This is a genomic window from Ruegeria sp. AF2 (assembly GCF_056542025.1).
Map to the genome: position 1 here is coordinate 367,954 of NZ_JBQFZC010000001.1, position 23,123 is coordinate 391,076.

Genomic DNA, 23,123 nt, shown 5'->3' on the forward strand with positions numbered 1-23,123 from the left:
AGGGAACTCGTAGCCAGACCTGCAGAGTCAGCTTTGTCCGCTGACTGTGAGTCCGTGCGTCCTGAGAATTTGCGCCTGCAGCGAATGGCCGGTTCTACGGGCCGCACCGCAGCGGCGACATGTGTCGGTGAACGGCAGTTCAGGGCCGTAATTATCTGATCCCATTGCCGTATTACCTTCAATGGAAGTCTGGTTTCCTATAAATATTCAACAAGTTCATCATCAATAGCCTCTGACAATTCAAACGTAGACAATACGATAGTAAGATCAGGACCGTTCTTAGCAGAAAGCGATCAACTTGGCTCGGCTCAAACTCGAACATCTACAAACATTTCTTTCTGTTGTGCGCTTCGGCAGTGTCAGCAAGGCAGCCGAAGTACTTAACCTGACGCAGCCTGCCGTGACTACTCGCATCAAGTCCTTGGAAGATGGTTTGGGAACGTCGTTGTTCAAACGTGAAAGCGCTGGCATGCGCCTCACCAAGCGTGGCGATATGCTTGTCCACTATGCCGAGCAATTTCAGCACCTTTCAGATCTGGTCGAAGAGCACGTTGTGGATACGAGCGCCGTTGACAGGTTGATCCGCCTGGGCGTGTCCGAGACTATCGCTCAAAGTTGGCTGCCCGAATTTGTCGGCGCATTGCGAGCAAAGTACCCGTCTCTCAAGATCGAGATCAGCGTCGACATTTCATTGAACCTCCGGGATCAGTTGCTGGGGCGTGAAATCGATCTGGGTATTCTGCTTGGGCCGGTCTCAGATTACACGGTCGACAACGTGGTGCTTCCGGATGTACCACTGGCCTGGTTTCAGGCAGCAGGCGGAACTCTAGGGCAAAACGTCGATCTGGCTGGCATCCCAATCGCGACCTACGCCAAGAACACCCGGCCGTACCGGGAACTGAGGGCCGCACTTTTCGAACGATTCGGTTCCGAAATCTCCCTGTTCCCGTCCTCTTCTTTGTCTTCTTGTTTTCGGATGGTCGAGGCCGGGCTATGTGTTGGCGCGCTGCCGATCTCGCTAGCGAAGAAGCTGGTGCAAGAGGGAAAGCTGGTCGAATTCGACCCGGGCTGGGTTCCCGAACCTCTTCAATTTTCTGCCTCTTACCTGGGTGATCCGCGCAATCATCTGCTTGAGGCCGCAGCGGTCATCGCCCGAGATGTAGCGCTTCAACAGGTATAAAAATATATTATGTAGAAGACAAAAATAATACAATTTGATTTTATGCCCTAGTCGCACGAACGTATTCCAAACTAGGGAGGGTCGTAATGAGCGATCTGTTTGAGCCGTTGAAATCTGCGACAACAGCGTCTGTGCGCGCGCAGATCAGGTCACGGGCCTATCGCGGTCACACAGCCGGATTGGGCGGGAATACCCTGCAGGCCAATCTGGCGATTTTGCCCGAACATTATGCGTTGGATTTCATGCGCTACTGCCAGCGAAATCCAAAACCCTGCCCGATTGTCGGCGTTTCCGATACGGGCAATCCAAACATGGACACCTTGGGAGTTGATATTGATATCCGCACCGATACTCCGGCTTACTACGTATATCGCGACGGCATCCACGTCGACACGGTTCATGATCTCAAGCAACTGTGGCGCGATGATTTTGTGGCGTTCGCTTTGGGGTGCTCATTCACTTTCGAACATGCATTGCAACAGGCCGGCGTACCGCTCTGGCACATCGAAAACGACCGCACAGTGCCGATGTTCGTGACCAATATCCAAACGATCAAATCTGGTCCTTTCGAGGGGCCAATGGTTGTCAGTATGCGGGCGATCCCTGATGCCAGGGTAGACGAAGTTGTCGATATCTCACGCAAATTTCCTCTGGCGCACGGAGCGCCGGTGCATTGGGGCGAGCCAGAGAAAATTGGTATCGCCGAAATAAATAGCCCGGACTGGGGCGATCCGGCTCCGGTCTCAGACGGCACCACGCCAATGTTCTGGGCTTGTGGCGTCACACCACAGGCTGCGATCAAGAATGCCAAACCTTCAATCGCGATCACGCACAAGCCGGGGCACATGCTGATCACCGACATCGCGGATGACGCTGAAACACCCATCTATCAATCAAAATAATACAACAGGAGAGAAACCAGATGAAGAAACTCGCAACAACTCTCGGCGCGCTCGCTGTCTCAACAACCGCAGCGTTTGCCGACAATCCCGTGGTTTTGAACGCAGTAGGAACGTGGTCCAGCCTGACCAACTACCAAAAACACGAAGAGCCATTCTTTAACCAACGGCTCAACGAGGCATCGGGCGGCGAAATAGTCGGAAAAATCCAGTCGCAATCCGGTTTGGGGCTAAAGGGCTTCGAGATCATGCGCATGGTCAAGAACGGTGTCTTCGACTTTGCCTTTGGCTTGCCCGGCTACGTCGCCGCCGAAAATGCGATTTTCGAAGGCGCTGATCTGTCCACTTTGACACAGGACATCGACACGCAGCGTAAGGTGGCCGACGCCTATTTCGACACGTTGTCCTCGGCGTTCGAAGAGATCTACAACGCCAAGCTGCTTATGCTGTACCCGTTCCCAAGCCAAACCCTTTGGTGCAACGCTGAAGTGAACGGAATTTCCGATCTGGAAGGCAAAAAGATCCGCGTCTACTCGACGACTTTGGGTGATTTTGTAGAAGGTGTCGGGGGCACATCCGTAACTGTCGCCTTCTCCGAGGTTATTCCGGCGCTGGAAAAAGGTGTCGTAGACTGCGCGATCACCGGCACCATGTCAGCCTATACGGCCAAGTGGAACCAGGTGGCCACTCATGCCTATACCTTGCGTGTTGGCTGGGGTCTGGCATTCGGAGCCATGAACCTGGACAAATGGAACAGCCTGACGCCAGAACAACAGGCACTCTTGGAAACCGAACTCGCGGTTCTGACGGACTCCATGTGGGCCGAGACGGCAACCGAAGATGATATTGCGATTTCCTGCATCACCGGCGGCACATGTGAAATCGGTGAAGCCGGATCCATGACGCTCGTCGAACCCACGGCAGACGATTTGACCGCACGGGACAAGATCGCGACCGATGTCGTGCTGGCCCGTTGGGCGGAACGCTGCGGCGCCGATTGTGCTGCAAACTGGAATGAAACCGTTGGCCCGATCCTTGGCCTGAAAGCCGAAGCCAAGTAATCCGGCCGATTCAGTGGGGCGGTCAAACTCCCGCCGACCCACCACAAAACATCAGGTAATCAAAATGTTAGACAAGCTCTTAGGCGGCGCGCGAAGGCTGAGCCTTTGGATGACGTGGCTGGGTGGTACACTGATCGTGTTTTCGGCCTTCCTCATCACTCTCGAAGTCTTTCTACGCAAAGTTTTCAACATCTCGCTGGGCGGGGCGGACGAAATCTCGGGCTATGCCTTCGGTGTGGCAACCGCGTTGGCGATGTCTTTTGCGCTGTTTGAACGCGCGCATATCCGGGTTGACGCCCTGCTCGGAGCAATTCCCAAGGTGCTGCACCCAATTATCAACCTGTTTGGCCTCGTGCTTTTGACAGGATTTGCCTTGGTCATCGTTGTGATGGTGTGGGGTATGGTGGCCGACACGCTGGCTAACGGTTCCCGGTCGATTACTCCGATGCGCGTACCGTTGGCCATTCCCCAGATACCGTGGCTCTTGGGTTGGATGTTCTTTGTAGGCTCGGGCGTTCTGATCGCTCTGGCCGCGATCAGACAATACTTACGAGGCGATCTGGCCGGAGTGCAGGACCTGATCGGCGTGAAATCCCTGGACGAACAAATAGAAGACGAGACGGTATAGACCGATGCTGATCAAGACACTCCTGATCCTACTTGCCCTCATCGGTTTGGCCGTTCCTATTGCCGCCTCGTTGGGTTGGCTGGGCCTGATCCTGCAATGGACCGACAGCCCGATGCCGTTGCACCGCGCAATATCGGATATGGCATGGCAGACCAGCACGGACTTTCTGCTGGTGGCAATCCCGATGTTCGTAATGATGGGAGAGATCCTTTTGCGTGCTGGCATCACCGAACGGATGTACGACGGTATTGTCAAATGGCTTGGATGGTTGCCGGGTGGGTTGATGCATTCCAATATCGGATCCTCGGCCCTGTTCGCGGCCACGTCTGGGTCATCCGTAGCCACAGCCGCAACCATCGGAACGGTGGCTGTGCCGCAGATCAAAAAACGGGGTTACAACGAGCGGCTGTTTCTCGGCACCGTGGCTGCCGGAGGAACGCTCGGCATTCTCATCCCGCCTTCGATCAACCTGATCCTATATGGTTTGTTGACCAATACTTCGGTGCCGGAACTGTATCTGGCGGGCTTTCTGCCTGGATTTCTGCTGGCACTGTTGTTCATGGCAACCGTCGTTGTGGCATGCATGATCAGGCCGGAATGGGGCGGGGACCAATTACGCCACAGCTGGGCAGAGCGGCTTGCTGCGCTTCCTGCACTGATCCCCCCTCTTGGCATCTTCATGGTGGTCGTCGGCTCGATTTACGCAGGTCTGGCTACGCCTACCGAAGCCGCAGCATTGGGCGTTGTTGCCTCGATGGCGCTTGCGGCGTTCAACGGCAAGATGTCGATGGAAACCATGCGTCACGCAATCGAAGGCACAATGCGCACGACCGCCATGATCATGCTGATCATTATAGCTGCGGTGTTCCTGAACTTTGTCCTTTCAATAATCGGCCTGACCCAGGCTTTGACCGATTTTGTCACAGGGCTGGGCTGGAGCCCAATGCAAACCATGTTGATGATCGTCGCGGTGCTGATCCTGATCGGCTGCTTCATGGAGACGTTGTCCATGCTGTTGACCATGGCGCCGCTGGTTACCCCGATCGTTGTGGCGCTGGGTTTTGATCCGGTGTGGTTTGGCATCTTGTTGATGGTACTTCTGGAAACCGCTCTGATCACACCGCCGATAGGGATCAACCTTTATGTGGTGCAAGGGATCAGGAAAGCAGGACCGATGATGGATGTGATCCGCGGCGCATTGCCATTTGTTGTTACCATGTTCGTCATGCTCGGGCTTCTTTTGGTTTTTCCGAAGCTCGCAACCTGGTTGCCTTCCTTGGTGTACTAAACCGCCGAGGCTTCCTTCCCCCTTCATGAAATTCAATGCCGGTTTGGCCGGCAAGCAGAGGAGTTATGTCCATGTGGCAGTTTTGGGTAGATCGGGGTGGCACGTTCACCGACATCGTTGCACGCAAGCCGGATGGAAGTTTGCAGACACATAAGTTGCTGTCCGAGAATCCTGAACGCTATGCCGACGCCGCTGTACAAGGTGTTCGTGAATTGCTGGGTCTGGAAAGCGATCAGGACATCCCAAAAGGGTCAATTCGTGCGGTAAAGATGGGAACCACGGTCGCGACCAACGCGCTGCTGGAACGGAAAGGCGAACGAACCATTCTGTTCATAACGAAGGGGCTGCGCGATCTTTTGCGGATCGGGTATCAGAACCGTCCGCGCCTGTTCGACCTGAACATCCAGCTGCCCGAGCTTCTGTACGAAGACGTAGTCGAAGTCGAGGAACGTGTCGCGGCAGATGGCGAGGTCGTGACACAGCTGGATATCGACAAAACGAAAACCGCGTTGGAAAAGGCCTATTCGGACGGGTACCGATCCGTCGCTGTCGCGTTGATGCACAGCTTTCAGTATCCCGCTCATGAAAAACTGATTGGTGAGCTGGCGCGTGCCGTTGGGTTTCCACAAATCTCGCTTAGCCACGAGGTGAGCCCGCTGATCAAACTGGTGGGCCGCGGAGACACCGCAGTGGTTGATGCCTATTTGTCACCCATTCTTCGTCGATACGTAGAGCAGGTAGCGACAGCTCTGGGCGCCGATGAAGGCGGGTGCGATCAATTGATGTTCATGCAGTCTAACGGCGGCTTGACCGACGCCGATCTTTTCCAGGGTCGTGATGCCATCTTGTCCGGGCCGGCGGGCGGTGTCGTCGGAATGGTACGCACCGCTGCCGATCACGGCTTTGACAAACTGATTGGTTTCGACATGGGCGGCACGTCTACGGACGTGTGTCACTATGCCGGTGAATATGAACGATTCTTTGAAACCGAGGTTGCCGGCGTCCGGATGCGTGCGCCGATGATGTCGATCCATACGGTCGCCGCAGGTGGCGGATCTATCCTGTCCTTTCGTGATGGCAGGATGCAGGTCGGGCCGGAAAGTGCTGGCGCCAACCCCGGACCTGCTGCCTATAGACGCGGTGGCCCGCTAACCGTCACCGACTGCAATGTTTTGCTTGGCAAACTGCAGCCCAATCATTTTCCGTCGGTTTTCGGCCATGAAGGCAACGAACCGTTGGATAAGGAAATTGTGCGCAGAAAATTTGAAGCGCTGGCGGCTGAAATGGGTACGGATAAGTCGATTGAAGAACTTGCCCAAGGGTTCTTGCGCATCGCTGTTGAGAACATGGCAAATGCGATCAAGAAAATCAGTGTGCAACGCGGTTACGACGTTACCAAATATACCATGAATTGCTTTGGCGGTGCCGGGGGACAGCACGCCTGCCTGGTCGCCGACGCGTTGGGGATGGAACGGATTTTCATCCACCCGTATGCGGGCGTTTTGTCAGCCTTTGGTATGGGTTTGGCGGACATCACAGCGATCCGGGAACATCAGTTCCAGTCCTTTATTCTGGATCCAGAGGCACAGAATATCTGCGATGCTCTGGCGAAGTCCGCCAGGGCCGAGGTTGCGGCGCAGGGCGTGGCAGAGGTAGATATCTCGATCTCAGCAACTGCCCATATCCGTCCCGCGGACGCTCAGCAAAGTCTGTCGGTGCCATTTTCCGACCCGATTTCGATGCGCGACGCATTTGTCGTGTCGCACAAGCAGCGCTTTGGATTCGCGCCGGATACCAGCGATCTGATCATCGAAATGCTGGTGACAGAGGCTATTGGAAAGACGGGTGAGCAGGTCACTTTGCCCGATAGTGACGCAACCAACGCCGCTCGGATTCCGGTGACGCTTTATTGCAGCGGGCACCACCAACAGGTTCCCCTTGTTGATCGGACGCAGCTTGGCATTGGTCAATCGATCAAAGGCCCGGCGATCTTGACCGAACCAACTGGAACAAATGTCGTCGAAGACGGTTGGACTGCCACCTGTCTGAGCGGTGGCAACCTGGTCCTGACGCGTGAAACACCGCTGCAGCGGGTTGAAGCAGTCGGCACAAATGTCGATCCGGTTATGCTGGAAGTGTTTAACAACCTTTTCATGTCTATAGCCGAACAGATGGGGGCAACGCTCGCGAATACGGCGTATTCAGTGAATATCAAAGAACGGTACGACTTTTCCTGCGCGATATTTGACCAAAACGGTGATCTGGTTGCCAACGCACCGCATGTGCCCGTGCACTTGGGCTCGATGTCGGAAAGTGTTCGTACGATCCTACGTCAAAACAAGGGCAAAATCCGTCCAGGTGACGTGTTTATGATGAACAACCCCTATAATGGCGGCACCCACCTTCCCGATGTTACCGTCGTCACCCCAGTTTTTGACGAAGCAGGTGAGAAAATCGTGTTCACCGTCGCCTCGCGCGGCCATCACGCTGACATCGGAGGTAAGACCCCTGGCTCGGCTCCGCCCGACAGTCGCCACATTGAAGAAGAAGGCGTGTTGATCGACAATTTCTTGTTGGTCGATCAGGGTAAATTACGAGACGGCGCGGCGCGCGACCTGTTGGGTTCAGGGCGTTACCCGTGTCGCAATGTCGATCAGAACATGGCGGATCTTGCGGCACAGATTGCAGCGAACGAGACCGGCGCAGCCGAACTGCGCAAAATATCGGCGCAGTTTGGTTTGCCAACAGTCCACGCCTATATGGGGCACGTTCAGCACAACGCTGAGGAAAGCGTGCGACAGGTTCTCGACGTCCTGCGAGATTGCAGTTTTTCCTACCCATTGGACGGAGGGGCAAAAATCGAAGTGGCAATTTCGGTAGACAGGGAATCCCGAACCGCCACTATCGATTTTTCGGGCACATCCGATCAATCGCCCCTCAACTACAATGCACCGCTGGCAATTTGCCGTGCCGTTGTCTTGTACGTGTTCCGAACGTTGGTCGGCAGCGACATTCCGATGAACGAAGGCTGTATGAAACCTTTGAAACTGATTGTTCCGGCTGGCACGATGATCAATCCCAACGCACCCGCGGCAGTCATTTCCGGCAATACAGAAGTCTCGCAAGCCATTGCGGACACCCTTTATGGCGCGCTTGGGGTTATTGCCGGCAGCCAGGGCACGATGAACAACTTTGTCTACGGTAATGCCTCCTATCAAAACTACGAAACCATCTGCGGCGGGACCGGAGCCGGCAAGGGCTTTAACGGTACGAGCGCGGTACACAGCCATATGACAAACACCCGCATGACGGACCCGGAGGTTCTGGAAAGCCGGTTCCCGGTACGGTTGGAGGAGTTTTCGATCCGCTCTGGTTCAGGCGGGAACGGTGAGTTTCAAGGTGGCGACGGTATCCGCAGGCGGTTGCGGTTCTTAGAAGAAACAACCGTGACCATCCTTTCGTCCCACCGGGATACCCATCCACACGGTGCTTCAGGCGGCGCCCCCGGCGCGACGGGACAGAACGCAATTGTCCGTAGCGACGGAGCCGTACAAAAGCTCTGTGGCAACGACCAGTCAGTTCTTCATTCGGGAGACGAGTTTGTAATGGAAACACCCGGCGGCGGTGGGTTCGGTCAACCAAACAAATCGGTTTAAGTTGGGGATATACGACGAAAGAAGGGTTTTCGTAATACAAAGGTGCCTTTGACTTGCTCAGGATATTGTGAAAACGCTTTCTTTTGCTACGGAAAAAACAGCTGAGGCCAGCTTCGCTCTGCGGTGTTGGCCTACTGTTGATCAGCTATCTCTTGTGTCGTGAACGGTCGCATTGGGATCTGTTTAGCAACATCGAACTGGTGGATGGAATGCAGCTGTGGGCCACCCGTCGTAGTGCAACTCGATTAGTTCCAGCTGATGCAGCGCTGCATCCGACGACTGAAAGGAGTCTGAAGGAGAAGAACTAAGTTTGTGCTACGGGCGTACGAAGAAACTACCTTGCTGATCTTGCACCCTTCTAAGCGCTGCGCGGCAGCGTGAAAACCGGCCATTCGTTCAGGACACAACGAGATTAGAGCGGGCAACTTACGGGTCGCGGACGAAACTGTCCTATCTTGGAGCAACGGTTACTCACTGATTATTTCAGAAGACGGACCATCCGGTTTCTTGAGTCAAATAGGCGGCTGCCCGTGTACCAGCATTTGAATTGCCGTAGAAATTCAATCCCGGTGACCAAATGCCGATGGAAGCAACGTTGGGTGCAATAATGAGAATTCCGCCACCTACGCCACTTTTCCCTGGCAATCCAACGCGAAATGCAAAGTCGCCGGAACCATCGTAGTGACCGCAGGTCATCATCAACGCGTTGACACGTCGCGCGTGATTTAGGGACATCACTCTTGGCGATCCCTTCAAACCGGCAAGAACGCGACCGGCTCGTGCAAGTTGGATGGTTGTCATTTCAATTGCGCATTGATGGAAGTACGTTCCAAGGACCAAATCGGGCGGGTTAAAAAGGTTCTCATAAGACGCCAGATAATGAGCGAGTGCCTTGTTTCTGGCCCCAGTCTCTTGCTCGGATCTGGCCACGGCGCCGTTGATATGAATGTCATCATCCTCGGCCATTGCGCGCACGAGATTCAAGACTTCGGCCAAAGCCAGTTTGGGCTCACGGCCAGACAGGAGGGCGTCTGTGGTAACAATAGCGCCTGCATTCACAAACGGGTTTCTGGGGTGGCCTTTGTCGCTCTCCAAAAGAACGATCGAGTCGAAAGCAGTACCTGAGGGTTCGCGATCGACCCGTGCCCACAATTGGTCGCCGATCCTTCCCAAGGTTGCAATAAGTGCAAAGACTTTAGAGATGCTTTGTATCGTGAACCGTTGATTGGCCAGCCCCGCAGAATACGTCGCCCCGTCTGCCAAGCAGACACTGATAGCAAATTGGGCGGGTTCAATTTCAGCAAGATCCGGAATGTACTGCGCAGGCTGTCCCCAATCCGCTTCGTGATAGATTCGATCTGATATGCTTGTCAGCAGCGCCTGTAAGTCGAGCATCAGCCAATCCTAATTTTAGCAGTGACGTTGTTGTTCAGCACACCGGGGCCGGCCTAGCTTACAGCTTCTCTGCACCTCCTACAAAGATCGGCAGATCGTGACGGGCCGCAAATTCAGATGTGGCATTGCGAAATGCTCGTTTGAGGACGACATACATAGACACATTTGTGTTTTCCATTGGCATCACAAATTCCATCTCAATGGTAACCCGCGGTTCGAACCTGCGTGCAACAACGCCATGCGGTGCAAATAGCGGCAGTGAAAATGGTTCCGCAATGTTGACGTTTCGTTTGTTGGCCAACAGCGCGTACCGCATTACGGATGATTGGCACCAGATTCGCTTGGATATGCTGCCAGACGCTTCGCCAATCAACCGGGTTTCGTCATCATTGGGTAAGAACATCGTTTCGCTTTCAAACCCCACATGACTATGCCCGCTGAGATCTGTATTTTTGATCACCTTCAGATTGGCTAGCTCATGGTCCTGATGCACAGCGAACACATAATCGGCCGTTGCAAAGGCTTCGGTATGGATCCCTTCAAGATGACCAACTTTGTGCGTTACGGCAAAGTCGAGCTTTTTGTCGTAGAAAGCTTCCACAGTTTCTTTGGCATCCTGATCATAAATGTCGACGAAGGCATTTGGGTAGTTCTGATGAAATGACTCTAGAACCGAGGGCAATACCGCGGCGCCGATAGTCGGTAGGCAGGCTAGGCGAACCCGATCTTCGATCCCTGCACGGATTTCAGCAGCAGCGCGTTGTAGCGATTCGGCGCTATCGTAGACACCCTCAGCGATCCTAAAAAAGGCCATACCCTGAACTGTTGGTGTTACGCCCCGGCCCACGCGAGTAAAAAGTTCGAACCCTACATTTCGCGAAAGTTCGGTGACAAGTCGACTTACACCCGATTGTGTTAACCCCATATGTTCAGCGGCGGCCGCCAATGTCCCAGTTCGCACCACGAGCAGAAACGCCTGAAGCTGCCTAAATGTCATCGTCCAACCCTCTTCGAGGAATGATCCAATATAGTGTGGCCAACAGTTCGTTGAGGATCCTTCAGGTAAAAAAACGCGATTCCCGACCAATACCGGCGAAGTTCCGATAGGCGTCAGATTACGGTGCACGCCATCGCTTCGCAAGTTGGAGGCGCTCAAATAAGCGGTGGTCGCAAAGAAACCGCTCGGCGCTCGCCGCCATTTAACATCTTAGGATAAATGCGAAAAATTTGTATTGCTGACGTAAGGTCAAGTACCTTGATGATTCAGCAGGATTCCGAAGGGAAAATGTTTGCTACCACTCCGACCACGATGAACCACAAGGCACAGCAAGGCACAAGATAAGGCCTGGCAAACTAGCGACCAAGTGAAGTCCTGCGCATTCTTTTTGCTGATGCCACTGTACATACTCGGAGCAAACATGATCTCGAACCGTGCACTTGCATTGTCCTCCGTAATCAGCATGGCGCTGCTTGCATCGCCCTCAATCGCGGATGTCCATCCTGTCACCAATGAAGAACTAGCCGACGAGCAGGTGTTTACATACCGCGTCGGTGATGAATTTGCCTCGATTGATCCGCAACTGGCGGAAGATGTCCAAGGCGGTGAATTCATTCGGGACCTTTTCGAAGGGCTGATGAACCAGGACGCAGATGGCAATCTGGTGCCTGGTGTCGCCACACATTTTGAAGCGAACGCTGACAACACCGTCTACACATTTCAATTGCGTGACAACGCCAAATGGTCGGATGGCAAACCTGTGACCGCCCATGATTTTGAGTATTCGTGGAAGCGACTTGCCGATCCGAACACGGCCTCTCCTTATTCCTGGTTCGCTAAAGAAATGGGGCTGAAGAATGTCAAAGCTGTTATGGCCGGAGATATGGATCCGTCCGAGCTTGGTGTGAAAGCCTTGGATGACCACACACTGGAAGTTCAGCTGGAAAACAGCATGGGGCACTTTCCGCTGATGACGACGAGCGAACCGACATTTCCGTCGCCAAAATGGGCGATCGATGCGCATGGGTCCGACTGGACCAAGCCCGGGAACATCGTATCAAACGGTGCTTATGTTCTGACCGAACATGTCCCCCAAGAAAAATCCGTGCGCGAACGCAATCCGCTTTACTGGAACGACCAGAACACGATTTTGGAAAGGGTCGAGGCTCTTGTCATCAGTGACGACAACGGTGCCCTGACGCGCTATCTCGCCGGTGAGTTGGATCGCACAGAGGTGCCTACCGGGCAATACAATGCCCTAAGCAAAAAACACCCAGACGACGCAGTTAGTTTTCCGCGTCTCTGTGCCTACTATTACTTCATCAACATGACGGAAAACACGCATCCCGCACTGCTGGACCCGCGTGTTCGCGAGGCGCTTTACCTGGCCATTGACCGAGAGGTGATCACCAATGCGATCCTGCAGGGTGGCGAATTTCCGGCCTACACCTTCACGCCCGAGGCGACAGCTAACTTCGTCAGCCCAGACAGCTCGGCACGTGGAATGACGCAAGCCGAAAGAGACGCGCGCGCTTCGGCTTTGCTGGCCGAGGCTGGCTACTCTGGCGAAGAGATTGAGCTGGATCTTCTTTACAATACCAGCGAGGCGCACAAGAAGATTGCGATCATTGCGTCCCAGATGTGGAAACAGAAGCTGGGTGTCGATACCGTCCTACAAAACATGGAATGGAAAACCTTCCTCGAAGCGCGTTCGAACCAGCAGTTCGACATAGGCCGCGCTGGATGGTGCGGGCCATATAACCTGGCATCGTCCTTCCTGGACCTGATGAGCAGCACACACGCATATAACGATGCGGGCTATGCCAATGCCGAGGTTGACGCACTGCTGGAAAAAGCCAAGACCAGCCCCGATCCGTCTGCAAGTTTTACGCGTATCGAGGAAATCCTGGCCACCGACTTCCCGATCATTCCGATCTATCACTACGCAGGCGTTTACATGATGAACGACGATCTTAGGAACTGGCCCGTTGGGAATGTCGAGCAGAAATGGTACTCGCGCGAGCTCTATTTCGCGGCTGACTGACTGGGCAGCGCCGGACCGCACACCACGTCTCTGGTCCGGCACCTCATCCCGAATTCGCCCCAAACATTCCCTTTCCGCGGGAGGTCCCAATGACCGAATTCATATTCAGACGTCTGCTATCCGCGATTCCTACGCTACTTGTTCTGATCATCTTCTCCTTTCTGCTGATGCATTCCGCACCCGGCGGCCCGTTTTCTTCTGACCGACCCCTGCCGCCCGAAGTGCTGGCCAACATCGAGGCCAAGTACCATCTCGACGATCCTCTTCCGCTCCAGATCTGGAACTACGTTGTGGGTGTCGTCACCCAGTTCGATTTCGGTCCGTCCTTTCAATATAAGGATAGGACGGTAAACGAGATCATCGCTCAGGGTTTTCCGGTGACGTTGACTTATGGGTCGATCGCATTTGTGGTTGCCGTTGTGTTTGGGTGCGCCTTGGGCATCACGGCAGCGCTGAACCAGAACTCGTGGCTGGACTATTTTGCCGTGGGTGTTTCTATCGGCGCTCAGGTGCTGCCGAACTTTGTCATGGCGCCGATCCTCGTGCTGATCTTTACGCTATGGCTCGGATGGCTGCCCGGCGGTGGGTGGAACGGTGGGCAATGGCCCTACCTGGTCATGCCGGTGATCGCATTGTCGACCAGCTTCATGGCGTCGATTGCCCGGATCATGCGGTCGTCGCTGTTGGAAGTGATGCACAGCAACTTTATACGAACCGCGCGCGCCAAAGGCCTGTCGGCGCGTGCAATCCTTTTCCGGCACGCCTTGAAGCCGGCGATGCTGCCGGTGATTTCCTACCTCGGGCCGACCTTCGTGATCATGATCACCGGATCTGTTGTGATCGACCTCTATTTCACCACCGGCGGTATCGGGCAGGCCTTTGTAAACTCGGCGCTGAACCGGGACTATTCGGTGATGATGGGGATCACGATCCTGATCGGCTGCCTAACCATCCTTTTTAATCTGGTCGTGGACATCCTCTACGCCTGGATTGACCCCAAGATCAAACTATGAGGAGGCCGCACCATGTCTGACACCGCCATTGCAACTCCTGACGGCCACGTGGAAACACCGACAAAAGGGCGATCCCTCTGGCAGGACGCGCGCCGCCGGTTCTTGCAAAACCGGGCCGCTGTGATCAGCCTATTCGTGCTGAGTTTTATATGCCTTGTTGCCGTTCTTGGCCCGTTTTTTACCGCATGGAACAACGAAGAGGTGGACTGGAGCGTCTTGGGCGACATTGCTACGTTGGGCGCGCCGTCGCTAGGAAACGGCCACTATTTCGGCGTCGATGAACTTGGCCGAGACCTCTTTGCGCGTGTCGTTCAAGGTACGCAGGTTTCACTCATGGTCGGGATCGTCGGTTCGTTGATCGCCGTCACCTTCGGGACCCTCTATGGCGCGACAGCTGGATATGTAGGCGGGCGCACCGACAACATCATGATGCGGCTAGTCGATATCCTGATGTCGATCCCTTACATGTTCGTGCTTATCCTGCTGCTGGTCGTCTTTGGCCGCTCGATGTGGCTGCTGTTCGTGGGTGTCGGATTGATTTCCTGGTTGGAAATGTCACGGATCGTACGCGGCCAGACATTGACCCTGAAATCCAAAGAATATGTCGAGGCGGCACTGGCTATCGGGGTCAAGCACCATGTGATTGTCATCCGGCATATCATCCCGAACTTGCTGGGTGTGATCGTGATCTACGCCACCCTGCTGGTGCCTCAGATGATCCTGACCGAGAGCTTTATCTCGTTCCTTGGCCTCGGAGTTCAGGAGCCCAACACAAGCTGGGGAGCGTTGATCTCGGAAGGTGCCTCGACCCTGCAATACGGCACCTACTGGCAGCTCTTCTTCCCGCTCGCTTTCTTTATTGTGACGCTCTTTTGCTTCTTCTTCATCGGTGACGGCCTGCGCGACGCGCTGGACCCCAAAGACAGGTAGGGACCATTCATGAGCTTGCTAGAAGTCAAAAACCTCTCTGTAGAATTCGACACGCCCGACGGGCCGGTACGTGCCGTGCAGGACGTCAGCTTTTCGCTCGGAGAGCAGAAGACTCTGGCCATCGTCGGAGAAAGCGGATCAGGGAAGAGCCAGACGGCGTTTTCAATCATGGGGCTGCTCGCCGGCAACGGGCGGGTGACCGGATCGGTCAAATTCGACGGAACCGAGATTCTTAATGCGTCGGAAAAAGTGATGAATACCTACCGCGCTGCGCAGATTGCGATGATCTTTCAAGATCCGATGACATCTTTGAACCCTTTCGTCCGAGTGTCAAAGCAGATGGCTGAGGTGCTGATGCTTCACAAAGGGTTAAGTAAAACGGACGCCATCAAGGATAGCACCAAGATGCTGGACGCCGTTAAAATCCCCGACCCGGCACGACGTGTTCACATGTACCCGCACGAGTTTTCCGGTGGCATGCGACAGAGGGTGATGATTGCGATGTCCTTGCTATGCCACCCCAGGTTGGTCATCGCCGACGAGCCGACAACTGCGCTGGACGTAACTGTGCAAGCGCAAATTATGGATTTGTTAAGTGACCTGCAAAGCGATTTTGGTATGAGCATCGTGTTGATTACCCACGACCTTGGAGTCGTAAAGGGATCGTGCGAGAACACGCTGGTGCTCTATGGCGGGCGTGTAATGGAAAGCGGCCCGACGGATCAGCTCTTTGAGGCGCCCACCCATCCCTATACCCGTGGATTGTTGCATGCGGTGCCAAGGTTGGAGTCAAATGACGCCAAGCTGGCTACCATCCCCGGGAATCCGCCCAACATGCAGCAACCACCTAAGGGCTGCGCATTTTCTCCGCGCTGCGGGTATGCCAACGACCGCTGCATCGCCGAGAAGCCCAAGCTGGAACAATTCAGAGCGGGTCGCAGCCGCACTTGTCATCTGTCCTTGGAGGAGCTCGTATGACCAGTACCGAAACATTACTCAAGGTCGATGGCGTCAAGGTCTATTTCAAGTACGGCGGAACCGGCCTCGCGAAGAGAACGGAACAAAAGTACATCAAGGCTGTTGACGGGATCAGCTTCGACATTAGACGCGGCGAAACGCTGGGGATCGTCGGCGAAAGCGGTTGCGGTAAATCCACGCTGGCTCGCGCTGTCATACGGATGGTTCCTGCGCATTCCGGGCGTGTGTTGTGGATGGGTCAAGACCTGCTTGAATTGGATGGAAACGCCATGCGCGACCAGCGCAAGGACCTTCAAATGATCTTTCAGGATCCGCTAGCCTCGCTGAATCCGCGCATGACTTTGGGGCAGATCATCGCGGAACCGTTGAAAACACATTTCCCCAAGATGCCCCGATCCGAGATCCGCTCGAAGGTGGCTGCCATGATGGCGCGAGTTGGCCTGTTGACCAGCATGGTCAACCGCTATCCGCACGAGTTTTCCGGTGGCCAGTGTCAGCGGATCGGGATTGCGAGAGCACTGATACTAGAACCCAAGCTGATCATTTGTGACGAGCCGGTTTCTGCGCTGGACGTGTCGATCCAGGCGCAGGTAATAAATCTGCTGATGGACCTACAGAAAGAGATGAACCTCTCCCTGATGTTCATCGCCCATGACCTGAGCGTTGTAAAACACATCTCCACACGCGTGATGGTTCTGTATTTGGGTAATGTGGTGGAATTGGCCGAAAGCGAAGCCATATATCGGAACCCGTCACACCCATATACCCGCGCTTTGATTGCAGCCGTGCCGGATCTGGACAAGCCCGCCCCGGCAGACCGGGCGTCATTGATGGTCGACGGAGAGTTGCCCTCTCCGCTGGCGCCTCCGTCCGGGTGCCCATTTCGTACGAGATGTCCCATGGCCCAGGATATTTGCAGTACTGACAAGCCGAAACTAAAAACATCGTTCGACGGCCACAGTGTTGCGTGTCATTTTCATCGGGTTGACCAACACGACAACTGAAATTTGCTGTTGCGTAAACAGCGACGGACATTCCACTTACAGCGCTTGCGCCGGGAGGGTTATTGCGAGTTGAACCAGATTGACGGCTCCGATCACCGAAGGCTCGAGGATCGAAGCGACACCTGCACGCTGCTCGTATTCATTTACGATGCGACCAACTTTCCAATTCTGAACTTCATCACCTCAGCCAACAACAAATTTGCCAACGATGTATAGGTTCAACCTTAGCTCGATTTTGCGCTCGCAGCGAACGGCCGGTTTGACGAGCCGCACCGCAGCGACCGAGACGTTGGGTGAACGGCTGCTGTGGGCCGTTGAGCGAAGCGTCCTATAGGCAGGCTGCACTGCTTGAGGACGAGAATGACTTGCCAATATTCATTTGGCCCGCAAGAACTAGGATGCTCAGTTGTCGACCCGTGTAGCGATGGCTGATGAAATTCGACCGGCGCAACACGCCCAAACGGTGGACACATTGAACAGATATGGGCATCTTAGTACGCCGCCTGCAGGGCCTTTTCGATTCATAGCGTTGGACGTCGAAACGGCGGGCAGATCTATCAGTAGCATATGCCAGATCGGGCTTTGTTTTGTTAGCGAGACTGGTTTTATGCAAACTTATTCTGTCCTAATTGACCCCGAGGGACCATTTGAGAATTTCAATACTGAGCTTCACGGGATTTCCGCTGAAACCGTGATTGGGGCTGAAACTTTCCCAATGGTCTACGCGTCCTTGTTTGAAGTCCTGAACACTCACAACCTTGTGCAACACAGTACGTTCGATGAAAAGGCGATGACGGCTGCTTGTGCCCGGTATGGCCTGCCAATGATCTCGTCGCATTGGACTAATAGCGTGTCGATTGCCCGTCGAGCATGGCCATCGTTGAAGGGCGCCGGTGGGCACGGGTTGGCAAATCTTAAGAAGCATCTCGGCCTTGAGTTTCATCACCATGATGCTGGTGAAGACGCCCGTGCTTCAGCTTCTGTGATCTTGAAAGCAGAGGAGACTTTAGGGACGCCGTTGTCTTATTTCAGGACAAACCACCAATTGAAATTCCAATTCGGAAATCCATCCGAGAGATAAACGGTCAAGGTCTAAAAGATGCTACTGAACGACGAACTGATCGTCTGATGTTACGCAGTTTGCGAACTTCGGCTCTGCTGAAGCAGTCATCACAAATTCTGCTTTGCTCGAATTTTGGGGATGAACTGTCTATGTGGTTAGTTAGTAGCGGGGCAGGGGGCTTTGAGTATGTGACGGGTGGGACCATTGGCTAAATCTTAAAAAACAGGGTATGGGAATTTGCTACTGTTGCTCCGGCGTCCGGTGGGCGATGACGTCAGACATCGTACTCATGGTAAGCGGCAATTCGCGGTTACCCGTGCAATGTAAGCCACTCAGCAAAGCACTCTTAGATCGAGGCGTTGAGTTGTTTGTCCAGATCAGAAAACGATGTTGCCCAGAATTCTGCCAGAAACGCTGAAACCTCCTGTTCTGAGATTTCCGATCTATTGCCCTCGGCATCCGTCGCTTGACCCAGTGTATATCGCAGGTCGGTGCCAGTGTTCGTTTGCGTCAGTTGATATGTCTCGGGCAAGCTCACCCCAGTGCGCGCCGGATCCTGGATGCAGGTCGAGAAATAGTCGAACGGTTCCCAATCAGTGATGCGATAGAAAAAGTCCGCCAATTCGTGAGAGCAATGATAACCCGACCCGTTGCCGAGACGCCCTTGTGGGCTGTCGACGGTGATTTTCTGTACTCGGTTCATCCATTTCAGCTTTAGTTCCGGCGCCACCAACGCCTCCCAGACGACTGCAATTGGCGCATCGAAATGATGGCGGAACGTCCAAACTCCGTCTTCCTCGGTCAGGAAATGACGCTCACGATTGGCACGTAAATGTTCCCACGATTTTGCCAAATCGTAGACCATCATTGAAACCTCGCCAAAATGTTCGATTTCCTGCGAAAACGGTTCCACTATGCTCTTGATATCCATGGCGTTTGCAGCGGTTTCACTGAACAGCGCGTAACTACGCACACCGGTGGCTTCAACAACGTTCGTCTTGGCCATTCGGTGGACCAGAATAACGTCGGCGCCGGAAAAGTCCTTTACCGAGCCAAGCTGCATTTCTTCGAACTGGCCATGATGGGCGATAACCTTCAAATCCAGCCCGCTGACATTTGCGCAAGCGTTGCAGGTACAGGTTGTATTCGCAATTATGTCCTGCCGACGAAGTGCAAATGCGTTGTAGAGGTTCTCGCAGATGGTCAGGAAGGTCTCGCCGGAGGGGAAATCCTGCCGTGTCGAATATGCCAGAACCGAATCGCCTTCAGTTTTCCAAAAATGAAGCGGATCACCCACTTGCTCGATCAACACACCCAACAAAGATTGCAAAATCGGATTGGCATGATCCATTTCTGACGATGTCAGAAATTGGGTGTATCCGGATATATCGGCGATCAACAGATATCCAGTTTGAGTTGACATGGCGCCCTCCCCAAAAGAGTGTTTGGCGGGATTACTTTTTCTGTTGCACTGGCGATTAGCCCTCAAGGTCAATTGACGCCAGATCTGCGGAATGCTTGCGTTTCACACAGGGCTCAAAACCACTTCGGGCTGAAACTCGCCATAGACGGTCGTCATCAACAGTAGGCTGGGAGCTCAGAGGCTTAGTAGCAGGTGAGAGGCCGAAGTGGTCACCAATTCACGCATCACCGCCCCTAAAAGGCGGCGCCACTACAGCGACGGCCCTACGTCCATCCGAGTTGTTTTAGTGAGTGCCCGTCGTTCCAGATCTTGGTCATTCGGGCGATCTTACCACCTTCAAATTCCATTACGTAGGCATAGTTGGTTGCGATTTCCTTGCCGGTGGCAGGAACCGGCCCACCCTCACCGGTTTGTTTGCCGCTGAATACTGCTGTGGCCGTTACGATGTTTCGTTCGTGATCAGTCGAGAAAGAGGTGATGTCGTAATTGCCATCGGGGATTGGGGTTAAAATTCCTGCCGTCCAGGCTGTATAACCCTCGATTGTCGAGATGTCGGCCAATGCGTCCGCTTCGCATGTAAATGTGGCACCGATCTGACAGTATGTCTTGCAGACGTCCCAGCCTTTGCCTGTTTCGCACGCATCAAAGAAGGCCATGGCCGTTTCGGAAATACTCATCGTGTCTCTCCTATCCCTGTTTCCTTACGTCCAGCGCTTCGTCGCCATCAGTTCTGTTTGGATGAAATAATTTTAGAACATTTATTTTAAAAAAACAATTTTAAAATAAATGAAGGATGAACTTCACTCGCGAATTTCCCTCATGATCATATCGTAGAAATTTGGTATCACGTGCTTTTTTTCGTCGTGCCGCCCATACAAGACGGTTCCGTGAACGCAAAAAACAACAAAGCTTGCAAGCTGCGCCGTGTCCTTGTCAGGCCCGATGTCTCCATCCGCCTGGGCATTGCGAAGAGCGGTTTCAACCAGCGATTCCACCTCTGCACAGAACGCGCCCACCTGTTCAGCGGCCTCAGGACTTATCACATGTTTCTGCGCAAGGTGGTTCATCATCAGGCAGCCCTTGTATTCCGACTTGGCGGCTCCCAAAAAAACGTTTCGGAGAAACATTTCGACACCCTCTAAATTCGGGTTGTCGATCAGAATACGGTAGCGCGGCCCGATGACATGATCACGATAATGATCCAGAGCCGCTGAGAACAATCCCTCCTTGTCCCCAAACTCCTTGTACATACTGGCCGTATTTAGTCCGGTTTCGCGGACGACATCACTTATTGACGTAGCCTTGTAGCCGTTTTGCCAAAAAACACCCATGGCTTTTTCAACCACGGTTTCGCGCGAATATGATCTTGGTCTACCCATCGGTGAATATTAAAATGATCATTTGAAAATCGCAACACGTACCGCCTGAGCAAGATCAGGAAAACCCGTTCCGCAAGGTAGAATCTTCGTGAGTTGCTGCGGGTGGCCGGTCCTGCAACTGTATCTTGTCAGCACAGCGGGTTAGTTTGGACTACACGATCATGGAGAAAAGGCTCGGGGTGCCTTATCGACGTCAGATCCGGACCTAGGCGTGCTACGGTTCTATATTCATGATCCCGCAGGTTGATACGCGATTTTAGATGGGCTTCGCGCCTGCAGCGAATATCCCGAAAGCGGGCGCGGGTTAAGAATCTGGACTGGCCGCCGGATGTCGGCAATGGGCCGCTCGTGTGATCCGTCAATTGTGGGGCAGGGGGCAACTCTGCGCTGAATCCGAAGTCAGTAGTGAGCCCACTTTGACCGATGCTGCGCTGGGTCCAAATGACAATCTTGGTGCATAAGCGGATCTTCGTCAGCAGGTGTTTCCCACGAGTTCTTGTAAGGATCGGGAGGCAAGGGTTGGTGCCTCCCGTGAATGGATTTCTACTGTGACATCCCGCCTTCGGTCGAGATTTGTTCTTCAACATGACCTTGGTTGGTTACGTCCGAACCCCGTGGAGGATAGTCCTTGAACGTAGACAGGTGGTTTTGAACGATTTTGGCCGCCGGCCCAAATGCCCACATCTTGTTGCCCATCCAGCGCGTATACATCCCCGATTCTTCGGCCGCTTTTTCGTAAGGATCGCGACGCAGGTTGAACAGCGGGGGGGCGTTCAGTTCCTCTTTGGGGCCAGCCCAACCTTCGGTCTGGATCGTGAAATGTGCTTTCCAGTCACCGTGGCGCACTGCCTGCAAGTCTGGACCCTCGTAGTAGATGATCTCGTCCCGGTTGCTCTCGCCCTCACCAGTCAGGAACGACAGTTGATTGTACCCATCGAGATGCACCTGATAGCCTTCGTGGCCCTCCAGCAATGATCCGGTCAGATCGTCAGGCCCTCCGGCGGCGGCAACAAGCGTGGGCATCCAGTCAAGACCCGCAAAAATACCGTTACTCACGGTTCCGGCAGGGACTTTGCCGGGCCAGCGAATGATGGCAGGGACGCGGAAGCCGCCTTCCCATGTTGTGCCCTTTTCGCCATGGAACGGGGTTGTTCCACCATCGGGCCAAGTCATAGTTTCGGGGCCGTTATCGGACGTAAAGACGACAATCGTGTTGTCCGAGACGCCCAATTCGTCCAGTCGCGCCATGACTTTGCCGACGTTGTCGTCCAGCTCTTTCATCACGATGTCCTGCAAACCGCGCCCTTCGCCCAGCATGGCCTCGTATTCGGGGCTCAGATGGGTCCAAACATGCGCCCGCGCCGGTGCCATCCAGACAAAGAACGGCGTATCGTTGTCGACTGCGCGGTTGATGAAGTCCAGCGTGTGGGCTGTTACCTCGTCGTCCAGCGTCTTTTGGCGTTCGGGCGGGGCCGGGCCATCGTCGATGATGCGTTGCTTGCCAACCAGACCCCAGCGTGGGTCCACAGTTTCATCGACTGTATCCGTGGCATAAGCGTGAATGATGTTCCGAGGGCCAAACGTGTCGTTGAATTTCTGATCTTTTGGCCAGTCCGGGTCGGATGTGTATTCCATCGCGTTCAGATGATAGAGCCAGCCCCAATATTCATCAAAACCCTTCACCGTCGGCAGGAATTTGTTCATATCGCCCAAGTGGTTCTTGCCGAACTGCCCAGTGGTATAGCCCAGAGACTTTAGCATATTGGCCAGCGTCGGGTCATTTTCATTCAGACCCTTTTCAGGATCTCCGGGCAGGCCGACTGTGTGCATTCCGGTTCGAACCGGTAATTGTCCGGTGATAAATGCGGATCGCCCAGCAGTGCAGCTTGGCTGAGCATAGTAATCCGTCAGACGCATACCATCGGCAGCCAGTTGATCAAGATTCGGGGTTTTGATGCTTTTCACGCCCTGATGATAACTGCCTAGGCTGGCCCAACCAACATCATCGGCCATGATGACAAGAATATTGGGTTGGTCGGTTTCGGCCAAAACCGGCATTGCACAGACCGAAGCTGTGGCCAGCGTGGCGGAAACCGCAATGGATCGAAGAATGAACATTGTTACCTCTGTGGACGTGGAAGACGATATCGATGGTGGGAATATCGAAGGGTCCATCAGGGATAGC

General features: G+C 54.1%; 18 protein-coding genes and 1 pseudogene. 13 read left to right on the forward strand and 6 right to left on the reverse strand.

Annotation, left to right across the window (positions count from 1 at the left end; all coding sequences use genetic code 11):
• Positions 1–298: 298 nt before the first annotated feature.
• From ACR0NM_RS01805 to ACR0NM_RS01830, 6 genes are all read left to right on the forward strand, one after another.
• Positions 299–1,180, forward strand: coding sequence for a LysR family transcriptional regulator (locus tag ACR0NM_RS01805; protein ID WP_170403851.1), 882 nt, complete (start codon positions 299–301; stop codon positions 1,178–1,180).
• 86 nt (positions 1,181–1,266) lie between these two features.
• A complete protein-coding gene (locus ACR0NM_RS01810) occupies positions 1,267–2,082 on the forward strand; it encodes a putative hydro-lyase (protein WP_170687396.1) in 816 nt (271 codons plus the stop codon).
• Positions 2,083–2,102: 20 nt separating this feature from the next.
• A complete protein-coding gene (locus ACR0NM_RS01815) occupies positions 2,103–3,140 on the forward strand; it encodes a TRAP transporter substrate-binding protein (RefSeq protein ID WP_170511034.1) in 1,038 nt (345 codons plus the stop codon).
• A 64-nt stretch (positions 3,141–3,204) separates the two neighbouring features.
• On the forward strand, positions 3,205–3,768 hold the full coding sequence (locus tag ACR0NM_RS01820; protein ID WP_480439428.1) for a TRAP transporter small permease subunit: 564 nt from the start codon (positions 3,205–3,207) through the stop codon (positions 3,766–3,768).
• 4 nt (positions 3,769–3,772) lie between these two features.
• Positions 3,773–5,056 carry a TRAP transporter large permease gene (locus ACR0NM_RS01825; protein ID WP_010441863.1) on the forward strand — a complete coding sequence of 428 codons (1,284 nt, stop codon included), beginning with the start codon at positions 3,773–3,775 and terminating at the stop codon, positions 5,054–5,056.
• Positions 5,057–5,127: 71 nt separating this feature from the next.
• Positions 5,128–8,712 (forward strand): hydantoinase B/oxoprolinase family protein, encoded by a 3,585-nt coding sequence (locus ACR0NM_RS01830; protein ID WP_170733999.1) that lies wholly within the window; start codon positions 5,128–5,130, stop codon positions 8,710–8,712.
• A gap of 483 nt (positions 8,713–9,195) precedes the next feature.
• On the opposite strand, the gene ACR0NM_RS01835 is transcribed toward ACR0NM_RS01830, so the two are convergent.
• Together ACR0NM_RS01835 and ACR0NM_RS01840 are read right to left on the reverse strand one after the other, a co-directional pair.
• The gene (locus tag ACR0NM_RS01835) at positions 9,196–10,107 is read right to left on the reverse strand and encodes a glutaminase (protein WP_170511028.1); all 912 of its coding nucleotides are present in this window, start codon (positions 10,105–10,107) and stop codon (positions 9,196–9,198) included.
• A gap of 58 nt (positions 10,108–10,165) precedes the next feature.
• Positions 10,166–11,233: a LysR family transcriptional regulator gene (locus ACR0NM_RS01840; protein ID WP_170403831.1), complete on the reverse strand. Its 1,068-nt coding sequence runs from the start codon at positions 11,231–11,233 to the stop codon at positions 10,166–10,168.
• Between the two features lie 292 nt (positions 11,234–11,525).
• On the opposite strand from ACR0NM_RS01840, the gene ACR0NM_RS01845 reads away from it, so the two are divergent.
• The 7 genes and pseudogenes from ACR0NM_RS01845 to ACR0NM_RS01875 all read left to right on the forward strand — a co-directional run bounded on the left by ACR0NM_RS01845 (position 11,526) and on the right by ACR0NM_RS01875 (position 18,154).
• Entirely contained in the window at positions 11,526–13,148 is a 1,623-nt protein-coding gene (locus tag ACR0NM_RS01845) for a peptide ABC transporter substrate-binding protein (RefSeq protein WP_170511022.1), read from the forward strand.
• An 89-nt stretch (positions 13,149–13,237) separates the two neighbouring features.
• Positions 13,238–14,161, forward strand: a complete 924-nt coding sequence (gene oppB, locus ACR0NM_RS01850; protein WP_170511019.1) for an oligopeptide ABC transporter permease OppB — start codon at positions 13,238–13,240, stop codon at positions 14,159–14,161.
• Positions 14,162–14,173: 12 nt separating this feature from the next.
• Positions 14,174–15,091, forward strand: coding sequence for an ABC transporter permease subunit (locus ACR0NM_RS01855; protein WP_170734001.1), 918 nt, complete (start codon positions 14,174–14,176; stop codon positions 15,089–15,091).
• A gap of 9 nt (positions 15,092–15,100) precedes the next feature.
• Positions 15,101–16,069, forward strand: coding sequence for an oligopeptide/dipeptide ABC transporter ATP-binding protein (locus tag ACR0NM_RS01860; protein WP_170511016.1), 969 nt, complete (start codon positions 15,101–15,103; stop codon positions 16,067–16,069).
• Positions 16,066–17,073 carry an oligopeptide/dipeptide ABC transporter ATP-binding protein gene (locus tag ACR0NM_RS01865; protein ID WP_170403814.1) on the forward strand — a complete coding sequence of 336 codons (1,008 nt, stop codon included), beginning with the start codon at positions 16,066–16,068 and terminating at the stop codon, positions 17,071–17,073. Before ACR0NM_RS01860 ends, ACR0NM_RS01865 begins: the two co-directional genes overlap by 4 nt.
• A gap of 6 nt (positions 17,074–17,079) precedes the next feature.
• Positions 17,080–17,229, forward strand: a pseudogene (locus tag ACR0NM_RS01870) (ISNCY family transposase); the annotation flags it as partial.
• 268 nt (positions 17,230–17,497) lie between these two features.
• Complete coding sequence (locus ACR0NM_RS01875; RefSeq protein ID WP_480613897.1) at positions 17,498–18,154, forward strand: exonuclease domain-containing protein; 657 nt, start codon at positions 17,498–17,500, stop codon at positions 18,152–18,154.
• A gap of 328 nt (positions 18,155–18,482) precedes the next feature.
• Here ACR0NM_RS01875 and ACR0NM_RS01880 read toward each other — a convergent pair whose 3' ends face one another.
• The 4 genes from ACR0NM_RS01880 to ACR0NM_RS01895 form a co-directional block, all read right to left on the reverse strand.
• Entirely contained in the window at positions 18,483–19,559 is a 1,077-nt protein-coding gene (locus ACR0NM_RS01880; RefSeq protein WP_480612946.1) for a DUF2652 domain-containing protein, read from the reverse strand.
• Between the two features lie 263 nt (positions 19,560–19,822).
• Positions 19,823–20,236, reverse strand: coding sequence for an ester cyclase (locus ACR0NM_RS01885; RefSeq protein ID WP_480612948.1), 414 nt, complete (start codon positions 20,234–20,236; stop codon positions 19,823–19,825).
• A gap of 123 nt (positions 20,237–20,359) precedes the next feature.
• Positions 20,360–20,905, reverse strand: coding sequence for a TetR/AcrR family transcriptional regulator (locus tag ACR0NM_RS01890; RefSeq protein ID WP_480612950.1), 546 nt, complete (start codon positions 20,903–20,905; stop codon positions 20,360–20,362).
• A gap of 576 nt (positions 20,906–21,481) precedes the next feature.
• Positions 21,482–23,056 carry an arylsulfatase gene (locus ACR0NM_RS01895; RefSeq protein ID WP_480612952.1) on the reverse strand — a complete coding sequence of 525 codons (1,575 nt, stop codon included), beginning with the start codon at positions 23,054–23,056 and terminating at the stop codon, positions 21,482–21,484.
• Positions 23,057–23,123 lie beyond the last annotated feature (67 nt).